At 63.5% G+C, this 16,750-nt stretch carries 11 protein-coding genes; 5 read left to right on the top strand and 6 right to left on the bottom strand.

The window, feature by feature from the left end:
• The first annotated feature begins 14 nt into the window (after positions 1-14).
• Positions 15-476: a MarR family winged helix-turn-helix transcriptional regulator gene (locus E1H16_RS12450; protein ID WP_243837843.1), complete on the top strand. Its 462-nt coding sequence runs from the start codon at positions 15-17 to the stop codon at positions 474-476.
• A gap of 237 nt (positions 477-713) precedes the next feature.
• Here the strand turns inward: E1H16_RS12450 and E1H16_RS12445 are convergent, their stop codons facing one another.
• Complete coding sequence (locus E1H16_RS12445; protein ID WP_208379033.1) at positions 714-2,690, bottom strand: glycoside hydrolase family 15 protein; 1,977 nt, start codon at positions 2,688-2,690, stop codon at positions 714-716.
• 453 nt (positions 2,691-3,143) lie between these two features.
• Between E1H16_RS12445 and E1H16_RS12440 the strand changes: the two genes are divergently transcribed.
• From E1H16_RS12440 to E1H16_RS12430, 3 genes are all read left to right on the top strand, one after another.
• Positions 3,144-4,865 carry an ABC transporter ATP-binding protein gene (locus tag E1H16_RS12440; protein WP_243837853.1) on the top strand — a complete coding sequence of 574 codons (1,722 nt, stop codon included), beginning with the start codon at positions 3,144-3,146 and terminating at the stop codon, positions 4,863-4,865.
• Positions 4,865-6,880, top strand: coding sequence for an ABC transporter ATP-binding protein (locus E1H16_RS12435; protein WP_134324199.1), 2,016 nt, complete (start codon positions 4,865-4,867; stop codon positions 6,878-6,880). Before E1H16_RS12440 ends, E1H16_RS12435 begins: the two co-directional genes overlap by 1 nt.
• 146 nt (positions 6,881-7,026) lie before the next feature.
• Complete coding sequence (locus tag E1H16_RS12430) at positions 7,027-7,563, top strand: hypothetical protein (RefSeq protein WP_134324198.1); 537 nt, start codon at positions 7,027-7,029, stop codon at positions 7,561-7,563.
• 75 nt (positions 7,564-7,638) lie between these two features.
• Here E1H16_RS12430 and E1H16_RS12425 read toward each other — a convergent pair whose 3' ends face one another.
• The 3 genes from E1H16_RS12425 to E1H16_RS12415 form a co-directional block, all read right to left on the bottom strand.
• Positions 7,639-9,192 (bottom strand): molybdopterin-dependent oxidoreductase, encoded by a 1,554-nt coding sequence (locus E1H16_RS12425; RefSeq protein WP_134324197.1) that lies wholly within the window; start codon positions 9,190-9,192, stop codon positions 7,639-7,641.
• Between the two features lie 86 nt (positions 9,193-9,278).
• Positions 9,279-10,922: an ABC transporter permease gene (locus tag E1H16_RS12420; RefSeq protein WP_134324196.1), complete on the bottom strand. Its 1,644-nt coding sequence runs from the start codon at positions 10,920-10,922 to the stop codon at positions 9,279-9,281.
• Entirely contained in the window at positions 10,919-11,827 is a 909-nt protein-coding gene (locus E1H16_RS12415; protein WP_134324195.1) for an ABC transporter ATP-binding protein, read from the bottom strand. The genes E1H16_RS12420 and E1H16_RS12415 overlap by 4 nt, the downstream gene beginning before the upstream one ends.
• A 64-nt stretch (positions 11,828-11,891) precedes the next feature.
• Between E1H16_RS12415 and E1H16_RS12410 the strand changes: the two genes are divergently transcribed.
• Positions 11,892-12,530 carry a TetR family transcriptional regulator gene (locus E1H16_RS12410; protein ID WP_134324194.1) on the top strand — a complete coding sequence of 213 codons (639 nt, stop codon included), beginning with the start codon at positions 11,892-11,894 and terminating at the stop codon, positions 12,528-12,530.
• A gap of 75 nt (positions 12,531-12,605) precedes the next feature.
• Here E1H16_RS12410 and E1H16_RS12405 read toward each other — a convergent pair whose 3' ends face one another.
• Entirely contained in the window at positions 12,606-13,610 is a 1,005-nt protein-coding gene (locus E1H16_RS12405; protein WP_134324193.1) for an aldo/keto reductase family protein, read from the bottom strand.
• A gap of 211 nt (positions 13,611-13,821) precedes the next feature.
• Entirely contained in the window at positions 13,822-16,467 is a 2,646-nt protein-coding gene (locus tag E1H16_RS12400) for an Ig-like domain-containing protein (protein WP_134324192.1), read from the bottom strand.
• Positions 16,468-16,750 lie beyond the last annotated feature (283 nt).

Below are 16,750 nucleotides of genomic sequence, written 5' to 3'. Positions count from 1 at the left end.
TTGAGGAGATCTTCGTGCGGGATACGCTGGCCACGATCGAGCTGGAAGCGATGCTGTTCGGGCGGCACATGGCCCCCGCGCGGCGATTGCCGGACGGCGCCAGCGTTCTCGAGCGCAGCCACTACACACTACTGACCCGCCTCGAGGCCACAGGCCCGATGTCAATCGGGCAGCTCAGTGACGCCTTTGGCTTGGACGCCTCAACCCTTAATCGGCAAACGGCCGCGATGATGCGCGCAGACCTGGTCGAGCGAATCCCCGATCCCGACGGCGGCCTCGCCCGCAAGTTCCGCATCACGAAGACCGGCAAGAGACGACTACAGACCGAACGCAACGACAACATCGCCGGCCTCGGCCGAGTGGTCAGCGACTGGGCCGATGCGGACATCGAAGCCTTCGCCACGCTTCTGGCGAAGTTCAATAAGTCGGTCGAAGAACGTTCCGGACGCGGTTGGCCCCGAACCGACCCGCTCTGAACCTCGCCACTGTCGAGTCCCGGCAACATCAAGTCCCGCCACCGTCATCAAGTCCCGCCACTGTCGAGTCCCGGCAACATAGAGTCCCGGCAACATAGAGTCCCGGCAACATAGAGTCCCGCCGCTGAAAACGCGGCCCTAGCGGCTCGACATCCACGTATGCGAGATAAGTCGTCTGTTGCGCTGCGTCTTAGTCAGGGTCGGCCGAATCCGACTCGCTAGTATTCGAGCGGTTCGCTAGGACTCGCGCGATTCCTTAGTGCTCGGCGATGCGGATCGGTTACGAGTCGTCCGCGTTTGCGCATCGGCGGCCTGCAGGTCGTACGCCGCGATCACCAACGCCAGGTGCGAGAACGCCTGCGGGAAGTTGCCCAGCATTCGTCCCGCCTGCGGGTCGTACTCCTCCGGCAGCAGCCCAACATCATTCGCCAGCGCAGTAAGGCGACGCATCAACGCATGCGCATCCTGTTCCCTACCCATCAACGCGTACGCCGACACCAGCCAGAACGAGCACGCCAAGAACGAACCTTCCTGCCCATCGAGGCCGTCCACACCCGACTGCGTGCGGTACCGCAGCAGCAGACCATCGCGCATGAGGTCGCGCTCGATCGCCCGTACTGTCCCGACGAACCGTTCGTCACTGGCGTCGATGAAGCCGACGTCCGCCATCACCAGCAACGATGCGTCCACCTCATCTGTGTCGTAATGCTGGGTGAAACTGCCACGCGTCGCGTCGTACCCCCGACTCAGAACCTCCTCACGTACGGCGGCACGCACCGCACGCCAGCGCCGTACGTCGCCGTCCAGGCCATGTCGCTCAACGGCGGCGATCGATCGGTCAAGCGCGACCCACACCATGACCCGAGAGTGGGTGAAGTGACGCTTCGGTCCACGGATCTCCCACAATCCGTGATCAGGTTCCTGCCAGTTCTGGCACAGCTTCTCGAGCAGCGCGCACTGCATCCGCCACGACTGGGCCGTCTCTCGCAGTCCGTGATCGCGCGCCATCGCGAGCGCGATCATGACCTCGCCCAGTACGTCGGACTGCTTTTGGCCGACCGCGCCGTTACCAATCCGCACCGGCAACGAGTTCTCGTACCCCGCCAGGTGCTCCAGTGTCCGTTCGGGCATCTCGCGCCCACCATCGATCGTGTACATGATCTGCAGGTCGGCCGGGTCGCCGGCAACTGCACGCACCAGCCAGTTCCGCCAGGCCATGGCGGCCCCACGGTAGCCAGCCATGAGTAATGCCTCGAGAGTCAATGAGGCGTCGCGAAGCCAACAATATCGGTAATCCCAGTTCCGCTCGCCGCCGATCTGTTCCGGTAGCGAACACGTTGGGGCAGCAACAATCCCGCCGGTCTCGATATCGGTGAGCGCGCGCAACGTGACCAGCGAACGGTGTACGGCGTCGCGGTATGGACCCTCGTACTCGCAGTTCCGCAGCCAGTTGGCGGCTTCGATCTCAGTGCGCCGGATTCTGCTAGCGACATCGATCGGCGCCGGGATCGGTTCGTACGAGCGGGTCGAGGTCAGTTCGAAGGTCAGCACATCCCCGGCCGTCACTACGAATTCATCGACGTGCCGTTGGGCGTCGGCCTTCGGGATCCGTGGTCCGCGCAACACCAGCCGATCGGGACCGGCGACAGCCACCAGCATCTCGTCATTCTCGAGCGCGTTCTCTGCGCCATTCCCCACGGCGTCACCAGCCCCGTTCCCGATGCCACGTTCGAACGTGTTCCCGGCGCCATTCTCGACGGCGGGCCCGAATGCGTTCTCCAAGTCATGCGCCGCGGCGCCATTGCGGACGCCTCCGTCCTGTTCGCGCGAAACCCACGGCAGGATGGCGCCGTACCCGAACCGGATCACCAACTCGTGCCGGAACAACATCGTTCCGCTGACCCCTTCGATCCGGCGTACGACATCGCATCGATCATCACTGATCGGCATGGCATCGGTGACGGTGACGACACCGGTCGCGGTGCGGTGAGTTGTCTGCAGGATCGTCGAACCGTCGAGGTAGCGGCGGGTCGACGTCACGTCCTCGGCGGGCCCAAGCAGCCAGTATCCGTTCTCCGGCTGACCCACTAACGCCGCGAAGCAGGCCGGAGAGTCAAAACTCGGCAGGCACAACCAATCGATTGCTCCGCGTCGCGACACCAAGGCCGCCGTGCGGCGGTCGCCGATGAGCGCATAATCCTCAATCCGCTCCATTCCTGCAGGCTACTCGGCGACCGATCCGACGCGGCCCGAGTCGTTCGCCGAGCAGCGTGCAACGTTCTTTGTACGTCGCGCCGAACACCAAGACCCCCGGTATGGACGCCCCGGAGGTCCACAAGGCGTTTCGCCACGCAGAACTCACCGCGCGCAGAACTCACCGCGCACAGACCTGCCCAATGCTGACGCGACGCACGCGCTCGCTTCGCACGGACCCCGACCGCGCTCCCCCGCCCGCGAGATCGCGCGAGATGACGCGAGATCACCCAAAGTCACGTGAAGCCTGGTGAGACCCGTGAGGCCCTCGCGAGCCCCAGTGAGGTCACGTGAAAACCCGTGAGGCCCCAGTGAGGTCATGTCGCGAATCGTCCGCTCGGCGCGAAATTCGTTTCCAGATGTAACTACCGAGTCCTAACCTCGAAAGGTCAGTAAAGGAGAGCGTTCGTGCTCATGCGCCTACTGCGAGACCGGCTTCGTCCGTACACCTCGCTCCTCGTCGGAATCGTCGTACTGCAAATCGTCGGCACCATCGCGAGTTTGTACCTGCCCAGTCTCAACGCAGACATCATCAACAAGGGCATCGCTGTCGGGGATACCGGCTATATCTGGCGGATCGGCGGCTGGATGCTCGTCGTCGCCGCCCTCCAAGTCATCTGTAGCATCGCCGCGACCTACCTCGCCGCCCGTACCGCAATGGGGTTCGGCCGCGATACCCGTGCCGCCGTCTTCAACAGGGTCGCCGAATTCTCCGCCCGCGAGGTCGGCCAGTTCGGCGCTCCCTCACTCATCACCCGTTCCACCAATGACGTCCAGCAGGTTCAAATGTTGGTCGTCATGGGTGCCACGCTGTTGGTGATGGCGCCGATCATGATGGTCGGCGGCGTGGTGATGGCGCTGAAGCAGGACGTCGGACTGTCCTGGTTGATGCTGGTCAGCGTGCCGATCCTAGGCATAGCGGTCACGCTCATCATCCGACGAATGGTGCCGTTGTTCCGTCGCAACCAGGAACTAATCGACAACGTCAACGGTGTTCTGCGCGAACAGATCACTGGCATTCGCGTGGTGCGAGCGTTCGTGCGCGAACAACAGGAAACCGACCGATTTGCCGTCGCCAACCAGCAACTGACCACCGTCGCGATCGGCGCCGGACGCTACATGGCGATGATCTTCCCCGTAGTCATGCTCGTGCTGAACGTGTCCAGCGTCGCCGTGCTCTGGTTTGGTGGACACCGCGTCGAAGAAGGCAATATCGATGTCGGTTCGCTCACCGCATTCCTGGCTTACCTGATGCAAATTCTGATGTCAGTGATGATGGCCAGCTTCATGATGATGATGCTGCCACGCGCGACCGTCAGCGCTGAACGTATTCAAGAGGTCCTCGATACCGAATCCTCGGTAGTTCCGCCGTCCTCGCCAGTGCGGCCACAGCCCGGCGCGCCCAGCGTCGAACTCGAGAACGTGTCGTTCGCCTTCCCCGGCGCAGACGAACCCGTGTTGCGTAACCTCACCTTCGCCGCCCAGGCCGGTCAGACCACGGCCGTCATCGGTTCCACCGGCGCGGGCAAAACCACCATGCTGAACCTGATCCCCCGACTCGTGGACGTAACCGGGGGCGAGGTGCGGATCAATGGGGTCGATGTTCGCCAACTCGATCCGGAAGTGCTGTGGAACGGCATCGGCCTCGTCCCGCAACGTCCCTACCTATTCAGCGGCACCGTCGCCTCCAACTTGCGCTACGGCAACCCGGACGCGACGGACGACGAACTCTGGCAGGCGCTCGCGATCGCCCAAGCCGACGACTTCGTCACCGAACTCGGTGGGCTGGAGACGAAGATTGCGCAAGGCGGTACGAACGTATCCGGCGGCCAACGACAACGCATATCGATTGCCCGCGCATTGGTACGGCGTCCGGACATCTACCTGTTCGACGATTCGTTCTCCGCGCTCGACCTAGGCACCGACGCGCGGCTGAGGGCAGCACTACGTCCGGTCACCCGCGATTCGGTGCTGATCGTCGTCGCCCAACGAGTGTCCACCATCATCGACGCCGACCAGATCATCGTGCTGGACGATGGCGCCGTTGTCGGCCACGGCACACACGAGGACTTGCTCGTCTCATGCCCGACGTACGCCGAGATCGTTGAATCCCAAGCGGCTGTGGAGGTGGCCTGATGAGTGAATCCACCACGACCACCCCCGCTCAGCAACCGTCAGACGGTCCAGAGCGCGACCCGGACGCCGTTCACGCCGAACCCCGCGGTGGCCCGGCCGGCATGGTCGGCGCACCGGTGGAGAAGTCACTGAACTTCTGGCCGTCGGCTAAGCGGCTGATCCGGCAACTGGCGCCGGAGCGCACCCGAACGATCTGGACCCTGATTCTCGCGGTCGCGGGCGTCGTTCTGTCAGTGCTTGGGCCATTGGTCCTCGGCCGTGCCACGGACATCATCTTCGCCGGATCGCTCGGTAAAGAGATGCCCGTCGGGCTGTCGCGCGCCGACATCATCGAGAGCGCTCGCGCCGCCGGTAATGACGCCTTCGCGGACGTCATTTCCACCATGCCGCTGGTCCCCGGTCGGGGCATCCAATTCGATGACCTCGGCGCGGTACTGCTGGTGTGTCTCGCACTGTTCGTATTCAGCTCGTTCTTCCAACTGCTACAAGGATGGCTACTGAACGAGGCCGTACAGCGGACCATCCAACGGATGCGTGCGCAGTGTGAGGCGAAGCTGCACCGACTGCCACTGGCGTATTTCGACAAGCGGCCGCGCGGTGAGATTCTCAGCCGCGTCACCAACGACCTCGACAACATCGCGCAGACGCTGCAGCAGACCCTGTCGCAGCTGATCACCTCGCTGCTGACGGTGGTCGGCGTCGTGGTGATGATGTTCGTGATTTCACCGCTGCTGGCGGTCATCGCGTTGATCACGATTCCGATCACCGCCGTGCTCACCGCTTTCATCGGCAAGCGCTCGCAAACGAAGTTCGTGGCGCAATGGCGCAATACCGGCAAACTCAACGGCCAGGTCGAAGAGGCATTCACGGGCCACGAGTTGGTCAAGGTGTTCGGTCGCCAGAAGGAGGTCGCTGCCGAGTTCCAGGAGACCAACGAGAAACTCTACGAGGCATCGTTCAGCGCGCAGTTCATCAGCGGCATCATCATGCCGTTAATGATGTTCATCGGCCAGTTGAACTACGTCGCGATCGCGGTGATCGGTGGCCTGCGTATCACCTCGGGTGCGCTCACCCTTGGTGAGGTTCAGGCGTTCATCCAGTACTCTCAGCGCTTCACCCAGCCGCTGACGCAGGTCGCATCGATGGCCAACCTGATGCAGTCCGGCGTGGCCAGCGCCGAACGGGTCTTCGGCCTGCTGGACGCGCCTGAGGAGTCGGTCGAACCGGATCGTTACGTCGGCAAGCCCGGCACCGGTCGGGTAGAAATGGAAGACATCAGCTTCTCGTATGTGCCTGAGAAACCGCTTATCGAGAACCTGTCGCTGGTTGCCGAACCAGGTCAGACGGTCGCGATCGTCGGCCCGACGGGTGCCGGCAAGACGACGTTGGTCAACCTGATCATGCGGTTCTACGAATTGGACTCCGGCCGGATCACCCTCGACGGGGTCGATATCGCCGGGTTGCCACGCCAGCAGCTGCGCGAACGGATCGGCATGGTGCTGCAGGACTCGTGGCTGTTCGGCGGCACGATTCGCGACAACATCGCCTACGGCAAACCGGATGCGACCGAGGACGAGGTGCTGGCCGCGGCAAAGGCGACGTACGTCGACCGGTTCGTACACTCGTTGCCCGACGGGTACGACACGGTGATCGACGAAGAAGCATCGAACGTGTCCGCAGGTGAGAAGCAGTTGATCACCATCGCGCGGGCGTTCATTTCGCAGCCGTCGCTACTGATCCTGGACGAGGCGACGTCCTCGGTGGATACCCGTACCGAATTGCTGGTCCAGCAGGCGATGTCGGCGCTGCGCAGTGATCGGACCTCGTTCGTGATCGCGCACCGACTCTCAACGATTCGCGATGCCGACCTGATCCTGGTGATGGAGGAAGGGCATATCGTCGAGCAGGGTTCGCACGATGAACTGTTGCAGAAGCGCGGGCCGTACTGGCGGTTGTACAACGCGCAATTCACGGCGCCGGTTGCCGACGAAACACTGGAGGAGCAGCCAATCTAGACGCTGCCCAACGTCGTGGATCTCAGCGAAAGTCCGGGTATCTGAGCGCCTGCCCTCGCGGTGACGACGATCTCGCAACCGGCGCCGCTGGATCCACGTCCCAGCACCGATGCGCGCCGTCCACACGTATTGACTAGGAGATAGGAATGCAGCCAACCGGCCCACGTACGCCGGGCCAGTATCCGCGGGCCGAGCGCGGATCGACGTCCGGACGCACCCGGGCGGGACGGGCGTGGTTGCCATGGCGCAGTCGCACCCGCGGGTGGCTTGCCGAGACCTGGGACTGGATTCCCTCATGGGGCAAGAGCGGCGGAGATGACGAACTTTCGTCGATTCTCGCGATGATCAGGTTCATCCTTTGCCTACCGCTGATGATTCCTGCGGCGGTGATGACCGTTCTGTTCCTGATTGAGTCACTCGCACAGTGGATCGTGATGCCGTTCGCCGTACTGCTGCGGTTGTGCGGGGTCATCCCGGTCGGGGTCGACGCGCGGGACAACGCCGGTCGCGTCCACCGCGAGCGCGTGCACGGTTGGGGCAGGGCGAAGCAACGCAAACGCGAGCTCACCCAGGTCGCCTCGTTCGGTCCGGTGCTGGACGGTCCGCTACCCCCGGGGTTCACTCCTCCGGCGCCGCCCACTGGATTCCAGCCACGGAATAATACTGTTCGAAACAGCCGCTGAGCGGCCAGGCGAGTGGATTATCCCGATGCCCCCACGCTCAATGGTTGTCTTGGACAGAATGTCAACGACTACGGACTACTCGGCGTTGACGATGATGGTGTGCCATCCCGTCGCGGCGCCCGGGAGCGCCGACACCACCGTCTCTGTTTGGGTTTCACCGTCGGCATTCGTCGCGCGCACCTGAATATCGTGCGACCCCTTCGAGGGCGTCCAATCGACGTACCACTGGCGCCAGTAGTCGATTCCCGCGTCCGGGCCGAGGGTGGCCTCCTGCCATTCTTGCTCGTCGACACGAACCTCTACCTTCGCGATACCGACCTGCTGTGCCCACGCGACTCCGCCGATATGAGTCGCTTTTCCGGCCGGCAACAGGGCGTTACCCGTCGGTGTATCGATCCGCGCTGAGGGCAAGATCCGCCCGTCAATCACCCACCCGCGATCCGTCCAGTACGCCGAGTCCTTCTGGTACGTTGTCGCGGTCAGTTTGGTGACCCATTTCGTCGAGCCAACGAACCCGTACAGCCCGGGCGTCACCAGCCGCACCGGAAATCCGTGCTCACGCGGAAGCTGTTCGCCATTCATCGCGATCGCGAGCATCGCCTCACGCTCATCCGTGAGCGCCTGTACCGGGGTTGAGATCGTCATACCGTCGACGTCCGTCGACAGGATCTGGTCAACACCATCGCGAATCCCGACCGTGTCAAGAATGTCGCTGACGCGTACGCCGAGCCACCTCGCCGATCCGATGTACGGTCCGCCGACCGGGTTGGACACGCACAGCATGGTGATATCGCGTTCGATGATCTCGTACGTCAGCAGGTCATCGAAGGTGAGCGTGCGCGGTTTGTCCACCTCGCCGTCGATCTCGAGCGTCCATTCATCGGGATTCACCGACGGCACAGTCAGCGCAGTGTCGACCCGGTAGAAGCTGTCGGTGCCGGTCCGGAACGGCGCTATCCCGTTGACCTGCTGCTCGAGTCCATCTGGCAGCGGTGGCAGCGGCTTGAGCGGCTTCGGGAGCGCGATCGTCGCCGCGCGCTGCGCCGATGCAATGATCCACTGCCCGGTCGCGGCGGCCGCAACGCCGAGCCCCGCGGCAGCTCCGGACAACTGCAGGAATCGCCGCCGGGTCAGCTGGTGTTCCTCGCCCTGCGAGTCGGCCAGACGCTCGCGGTGCGCAAACAGCGCCCGCAGCACCACGATCGCGACCACGGTCGCGACCACTGACGGTAGCGCCGAGAGCATCGTGGCGACCGGTCGAGCGAGCGCGGCCGATGCACAAACGACGCCGAGGACGACGTACACGATGGCCCCCGGCGTGCGCGACCAGCGCGACACCAGACCCGCGAGCGCGGCTATTGCGACGGCGACAAGGCCGACGACGATCATCAGGAAGAGTTTGTCGCCGCTACCGAACGTGCTGATCGCCCACTGCTTCACCGCGCCAGGTGTCAGGTCCACGACCCCCGCCGCGACGGCCAGCGGCGGCGAGGATTCAGGTTCGATGAACGCAGCAAGGAGTTGCGCGGCACCTAGGCCGGTGATGCCCGCGACGATCCCGAGCAGCGCCGCCAGCGCGCGCGAGGTGTGCGCGGTCGCGGTGGAGGCGACCTCCCTGACATTGGTCATGGCACCATCATCGTCCGCAGATCACCACGGGCGGCGTTCGGTGACATTCTCGTAAGAGTTCTCCGCGCGCGCGGACGGTAACCTCGTCAACCGGCGAGCAGGTCCCGGCGGGCGAATCGGACTGAGCCCAAGGCGACGAACAACGCAGCACCCGCCCCAAGCACGACCAGGGCCAGGGTGTTCGCCGGCTCGAGCGGCACGTTACCGACCGCGAAGACCGGCGACAGGTTACTCACCGAGGACGGAAGATCCAGTGCGCCGCCGAGCAGCCCCACGACAGCTGCCCAGCCCACCAGCACCCATGCCAGGGCCATCAGGCGCGGAACGATCGCGTGTACGGCGCTCGCGACACCGATGATGAACAGCACCGCCGGCAACATTGCGGCGCCCGCTTCCAGGCTCGGCCCGAGCGTCGCTCTCTCTGCGGTGGCTGCCCAGGTCGCGAGAGCGACCGCGATCGTCGAGGCAAATAGCGCAGCGATCGCCTGCGCCATGACGACACCCACCCACGCGATCCATACCCCGGTCCGACCGACCGTGCGCGATAGCACCAGCGCCAACCGTCCCGCGTCCTCCTCACGCGCCAGCCGAGCGATGCCCTGTACGCCGAGGCTTGCCGCCCCAAGCGCAGACAGCAGTACCGCCATGACAGTCATCAACTGCTCGGGATGATCCAGCCCGAGCACCTCACGCATCGTCGGATTCTGCTCGATCAGTTCGGTCATTTCGTTCGACAGTGATCCGATCACCACACCGAAGACAATCAAACCGGCTAACCAGCTGTAGAACGACGAACGCGTAAAGCGCCAGGCGAACCCCACTGGCGTACCAAGTCCGGCGCGCCCCGTCGCCGGGCCGTTGCTACCACCGATCAGACCAGCGCCAACGTCCCGCCGGATCGAAATCATCACCGCGGCAACGATGCAGAGTACCGCGGCAATCGCGAAAGCGACGTACGGCCACGCACGCGTCGCGCCCCACGGTCTCACCTCTGCGAGCCATCCGACCGGGCTCAGCCACACCAAGTCCCAACCGCGCCCGTCGATCACCGCGCGGACCAGGAAGCCGACAAGAACCAACAGCATGCTCAAACCCAAAGCGGTGCGACCGTCGTTGCTGATCTCGGCAATCAACAACGCGAGCGCGCCGAAGGCGAAGCCATACATGACTAGCGACACGGCATATAGCAGGGATCCGGACGCCGGGAGTCCCACCGCGATGAGCCCGAACGTGATGAGCACCAGGGCACCGACGGTTACCAGCGCTAACACCTGGACAGCCGCAGCAAGTGGTGCGAGACGACCGACGACACCCGAGCGAATCAACTCCATCCGACCCGAGTCCTCCTCGCGACGTGTCATACGAATCGCGAGGTGTGCGAAGACGAGCGGAAACAGCAACTGGCCCATCGCGCCGACTTCATACGCGCTGATTCCGCCGAGCGTGTCAAGGTCGTATCCGCGTCCGTTGAACATCGCGACCGCGGGCGATGATCCCACGGACTGCTGATAGCTCAAGCGTGCCTGCGCGTCGGGGTATAGCGCCGCGATACTCGACGCGGTGATCACGACAACTCCAGCCAGCGCGACGGTCCACGCAATCAGACGCCGCCAACTAGTGCGCAGATGGATCAGGGTCAGGACGCCGGTGGCCGCATACGAGCGGGCCCCGCTACGCCCGTTCGGTTCCGTAGTACGCGAAGGGGCCTCGTCGGCAATCGCGGTGGTCATCGCGGGGCCGTTTCGCCGTACTCGCTGAGAAACAGTTCGTCCAGCGACGGCGGTCGCACGACGAGCGCATCGGGGTTCGCGGCGGCGACGATCGTCACGGCGTCCGGCACCTGTTCGCGCGTGAGGGTGAGTTCGGTGTGCCATTGCTCCCCGGAACGTTCGGACCGGGGAGCATATGCTTCAAGCCCGGCGATCGGTTCAACCGTGGTGGCTCGGATCGTCGTGCTCGTACCAGCGCGCAGGTCATCCAAGGTTCCGGTGCGTACTGTCCGGCCGCCCCGGATGATCGTCACCCGATCGCACAACGCCTCGACCTCGTCGAGGATGTGGCTACTGAGCAGCACGGTGCGGCCTTGCTCGTGGAGCTCACGAACGGTCTGCTGGAACACGGCTTCCATTAACGGATCCAGCCCGGAGGTCGGTTCGTCCAGTACCAACAAGTCGGCCTCACTGGACAGCGCCGCGATGAGTGCCACCTTCTGGCGGTTGCCTTTGGAGTAGCTGCGGGCACGCTTGGTCGGGTCGAGTTCGAAGCGGTCGATGAGTTCGTCGCGACGGGCCCGGTCGAGCGCCCCGTGGAATCGCCCTAGCATGTCGATACATTCGCCGCCGGACAGACTCGGCCATAGCACCGTGTCGCCGGGTACATACGCCAGCTGCGCGTGGATGGCAACAGCGTCGCGGATCGGATGCCGACCGAACACCCGCAGGTCACCGGAATCGAGGTGTAGTTGACCGAGGATGGCACGGATCGTGGTTGATTTTCCCGCGCCGTTCGGACCGAGGAATCCGTGCACCTCGCCTTGGTGCACCTCCAGATCCAAACCGTCGAGCGCATACGTGGTGCCGAACCGTTTCTGAAGGCCCGCGGCCTGAACGAGAGAATCTGGCAGTGACTGACTCATACCGCCCACGGTACGCTCCGATGGACAATTATGACAGTGACTGCCAGATGGGTACGATGACCAAGTGACCAACCCGGATGCCATCGTCGACCTTTCAGAGGCGGTGCCCGGCGCGCCGAAGATGGGCGCGCGGGACCGCAAGAAGGCGGCGACTATGCGGCGGCTTCAGCAGGTGGCGCTCGATCTGTTTGACGAACGCGGGTTCGACAACGTCACCATCGAGGAAGTCGCCGAAGCTGCGCGGGTCTCGCCCCGCACGGTATACCGCTACTTCGGCACCAAGGATTACCTCGTACTGCGCGATGAGTACGACGAGCAGATCTTGACCCTCGCGCCGGCACTGATGGAATCAGGGGACGTGTTCACTGCTTTGTCACGGGCTATTGAGGTTGCCGCAGACAGCAACCTCATGTCGCGCGAGGACCAATTGGCGCAGCGCAGAACGAAGTTATGGTTGGAGACGCCGTCTCTCAAGGCCGCTGGATACCTACTGGTCGATGAGACGAGTCACCGGCTGGCCGAGATCGTGGCGGCATCTGACCACAACGATCTGGACTTCGACGCGGCATACGTCGTGTGTTCTGCGGCCGTGATGGCATTAGTGGCGTCGATCGAGAATTGGCACCGCAACGGCAACGACGGCGACCTGTTAGCGGTCGTCGCCGACGCGTTGCAACTGGTTCGTCCTGCCTGGTCGAGCTGAATCTGCGAATCTGCGGTGGTTCCGCGCACGCTACAACACCGTCACCGTAGGCGAAACCACCGCAGAATAAGGGTCTTAGGCCGGCCGGTGGCGTGGCGACTTTGTCTTCGACGGGTCACGTTCGGCGAGATGACCGACCACGTCATCGATCCGCGCCAGCACGTCGGCTTCGAGTTTCACTCCGGCCGCCTTCGCGTTGGAGGTGATCTGCTCCGGACGCGACGCGCCGACCAGTGCGGATGCGACGTTGTCATTCGCGAGCGTCCACGCGACCGCGAGTTGCGCCATCGTCAGATTGAGATCGTTCGCGATCGGCTCCAGGTTCGCGATTGCGTCGAGGTTCTCATCGTTGAGCCATCGTTGGACAGCGGCCGCACCACCGGCCTCGTCGGTGGCGCGAGACCCCTCGGGCAGCGGCTGGCCGCTCTTGTATTTACCGGTGAGCACACCCTGTGCAATCGGCGACCACACAATCTGCGAGACGCCAATGTCGCGGCTGGCCGGAATCACCTCGGTCTCGATCACCCGCCACAGCATGTTGTACTGCGGCTGATTGGAGATCAACTGGATACCAAGATCCTTCGCGAGCGCGTGACCCGCCCGGATCTGGTCAGCCGTCCATTCGGAAACGCCGATATACAGGGCTTTTCCCTGGCGAACCACGTCCGCGAACGCCTGCATGGTCTCCTCCAGTGGCGTCTCAAAGTCGTAGCGATGCGCCTGGTACAGGTCGACGTAGTCGGCGCCGAGGCGGGTCAGCGATCCGTTGATCGCCTCCATGATGTGTTTGCGCGAGAGGCCCGTGTCATTGTGACCGCGCGGACCTGTCGGCCAGTACACCTTGGTGAAGATCTCCAGCGACTCGCGGCGCTGACCGGCGAGTGCTTTGCCGAGCACCGACTCGGCAGCGGTGTTGGCGTACACATCCGCGGTGTCAAACGATGTGACACCGGCGTCCAGCGCCGCATGCACACATTGGGTAGCGACGTCCGCCTCAACCTGCGAGCCGTGGGTAATCCAGTTGCCGTAGGTGACCTCCGAGACCTTGAACCCCGAATTGCCGAGAAAACGAAACTCCATAAGTTGCCGCCCTTCTGTGAGCGATACAGGAACTGCTCGAGACGTGAGTCGGAGCGACCGGATACCGAAGACCGCGCCCCAGTTCCACCCTATCGGCGGCTGTCGGTCGTGCGCTACGTGGCGACATGGGTCGGCCCCGCCGACGACGCGAGCGGCGTCATCGGCGGGGCCGACCTGTTGCTATCGCTGGAGTCCAGCGAGATCTTCGGCGTTACTCGAGGTCAGTCGAGGCAGCCGTACGGCGGCGGTTCATGTACAGCAGGCCAGTTCCCGCGGCGACCGCAAGGACCGCGCCACCCAGCACACCGGCCGACACGACCGCGCCAGTGTTGGCGAGGCTTCCGTCGTCGGAGCCACTAGCCGAACCACCATCGGTACCGTCATCCGACCCAGCGTTCGAGCCGTCGCCACCGTTACCGGCACCATCGTCGTCACCGTTACCGGCACCATCGTCGTCACCGTTACCGGCACCGTCGTCGCAAGCGGCGGTGGTGAAGGTGGCGGCGTCGCCCTCAACTTCATCAACGACCTGGACGGCGGTGTACTCGACGCCACATTCGAGGCCGGATACGGACCACGTGCCGTCTTCGCCAACCTCGACCTCAGCCACCTGGTTGCCCTCGGCGTCACGCACGATTACCGTCGCACCGGATTCGCCGGTACCCGACGCGCCATCTTCGGTCGGCACGATGTCGCCCGGCGCGGCCGGAGTCTCGACTGCACAATCGGCGGTGGTGAACTCAACCGGATCACTCTCATCACCCACGGCCAGCGGCGTCACCTCAGGTGCGGTCTCAACCTGAACAGCGGTGTAGTCGGTGCCACACTGCAACCCATCGACCGACCAAGATCCGTCTTCACCAACCTCGGCCTCAGCCACCTGGTTGCCATCTGCGTCGCGGATGACGACGTTGTACCCAGTCTCACCGGTACCCGACGCGCCATCCTCCGTCGGCACGATGTCGCCCGGCGCTGGGACGTCGTGATCAACGACCGGCGGGGTGGGATCGACGGACGAGTACTGTGAGGTGTACCCATTCGCGTCCACAGTCTGCACGCGGATCACGCCATCGGTGTGATCGGTCGGGATCGCGACACGCTGTCCCGGGCTGACCTCCTCGATCGAGCCGAGGTATTCCTCGGCGTTATCGCTCGCGGTCCAGTAGACGTGCAACGTAACCGGCGCAGTTGCGGGGTTGTTGCCGATCTCAGGTTCGGGCGCAGTAGCGGTGAACTGGGCTTCGCTGCCGGTGTAGACGACCTCGGTCGCGCGGTAGGTCTGCACAGTGTTATTACTGAGGGTGTCCCACCGGTTGAGCATGAACCAAAACGGGCCCTCCTCCGTCTCTGGATCGAGGCTGCCGCGGGTGTTCGGTCCGAAGGTGTTGCCGATCACCGGGAGCTTTCCAGTGCCGTCGTGCACTATCGGTGCCTGTGAGCGGTCCTTGCCGCCGAATCCGTCGATGTGGTTGTACTGGATCGACCAGCCGACCTCCGTGTCAGCAGTGGCAGCGTCCGCGTAGTTGTAGATGGCCCAGTGATTATCAACGTGGTCCGGGAGCGTCGGGTCATCGATTTCCTGGATCAGTTGGTTGTTCTGGATGACGTTGCCCGATCCGGGTGCGTCAGTACGGATACCAACTGCGCTCACACTCGCGATCAGATTGCGAATGTCGTTGTCTTGAATAACCACGTTAGTGGCCGACGTACCGCTAATGCGGATCTGGTCAAGGGTCCAGTTCCGGTTGAACGTGTTGTTCTCGATGGTGACGTCGGCAGACTCATTGCCCACGTTCAGCACCGGCGCACCGCCGTCGTCGATGTCTTCAAACGAGTTGCCGCTGAAGTTGGCGTTCGACACCGTGCCAATGAAGTTGGTCGACGCCGCGAACGAAACATCGTTGTTCGTGAACTGCAAACCGTCCCAGGTAGCGCCACTGTTTTCGACGACGCGGTTGATAGGTGCACCCTCGTTGCCGCCGAAGGTGTTTCCGTCGATCACCGTATTGGTGAAGGTCTGGTTGTCGCCCTCGAAGTAGAAGCCAAACTGCCCCGGCGACTGGAACGTCGAAGTCTCCAGCGTCAGGTTACTGACCACGTTCCCCGGATTGAAGTAGAAGCCTGGCTGCGGGGAGACCTCGCCGGGATCACCGAGGACGCTCTCAGAAACTGTGAAGCCATCGATGCTGGCCCCATCCTCGACGATGATGTGCCCATATCCCTGGGCACCGCGGCTGTTCAAGCCGGTGATGGTGGTGTTGCTGACCGTCGCGTCTGTGTCGACGAGGATGTTGCTCCAGTATGCGCTCTGAATGGTGGCGTTGGAAATCGTCGTACCGTCCGCTCCATCGAGCAGTGCGACGCCCGCCTCCATCTGGCTGGACTCGTTATCGGTGATGCTGACGTTCTCGATCGCTACATTGTCGCCGCTTACCGCGATTGCAGCCTCGGCCGAAAGTACGTTACCGAGATTCGAGAGTGACACATTGTCCGAGGCAACATAAATCCCCGCGGTGGCTGACCCATCGATGTCGGTGATCGAGATCCCGCCAAAATCGATAGATACCGGAACCGTCGAGTTCACCAAGAACCGCGCGCCGTTCTGGCCAATGGTGGCGCTGACCTGGCCAGCCGGGTTGCCCACATGCTCGGTGTACATGCTGTTGTCAGCACCACCGGTGAGCTCGATAGTGCCGCCGGCAAGGGACTCGTCGAACACGATCGAGACGCCGTCTGGATTGGCCGATGTGTTCGCCTGCTCGAGGGCAGCGCGCAACGATCCCTCGCCTGAGAGACCAAGGTTCGTGACCGTGATTACTGTGGTGTCGGCATGCGCGGCGGTGGTCCCGATAAACATCGAGCTCCCCACGAGTGCGCTGGCGAGCAGGAATCCGCAAGCGCGCCGGCGCTTTGCAGATCCCGCTCGGTCGGTTGGTCGCCTGTGCATAGAACGCATGTCCTTCCCTGGCGTGATCCACCAGTTGGCTGGAGTGGTAATTCGTGACAACGGGAGGTTTCCCGGACCCGTGGGGCGCCTCACCGCGCATCGCGAACATGACGCCCGGCGCGAGGGCACCAGTGACGTTAGGGGCGAGTGAGGGCTTCGTGAATAGGGGAAGGGTGGATGACCCCCGTGAGGG

Origin of the sequence: Cumulibacter soli, from assembly GCF_004382795.1 — a bacterium.
Classification (GTDB): Bacteria; Actinomycetota; Actinomycetes; order Mycobacteriales; family Antricoccaceae; genus Cumulibacter; species Cumulibacter soli.
Note: the sequence above shows the minus strand (reverse complement) of the source record. Positions and strands in the feature narration are given on the sequence as shown.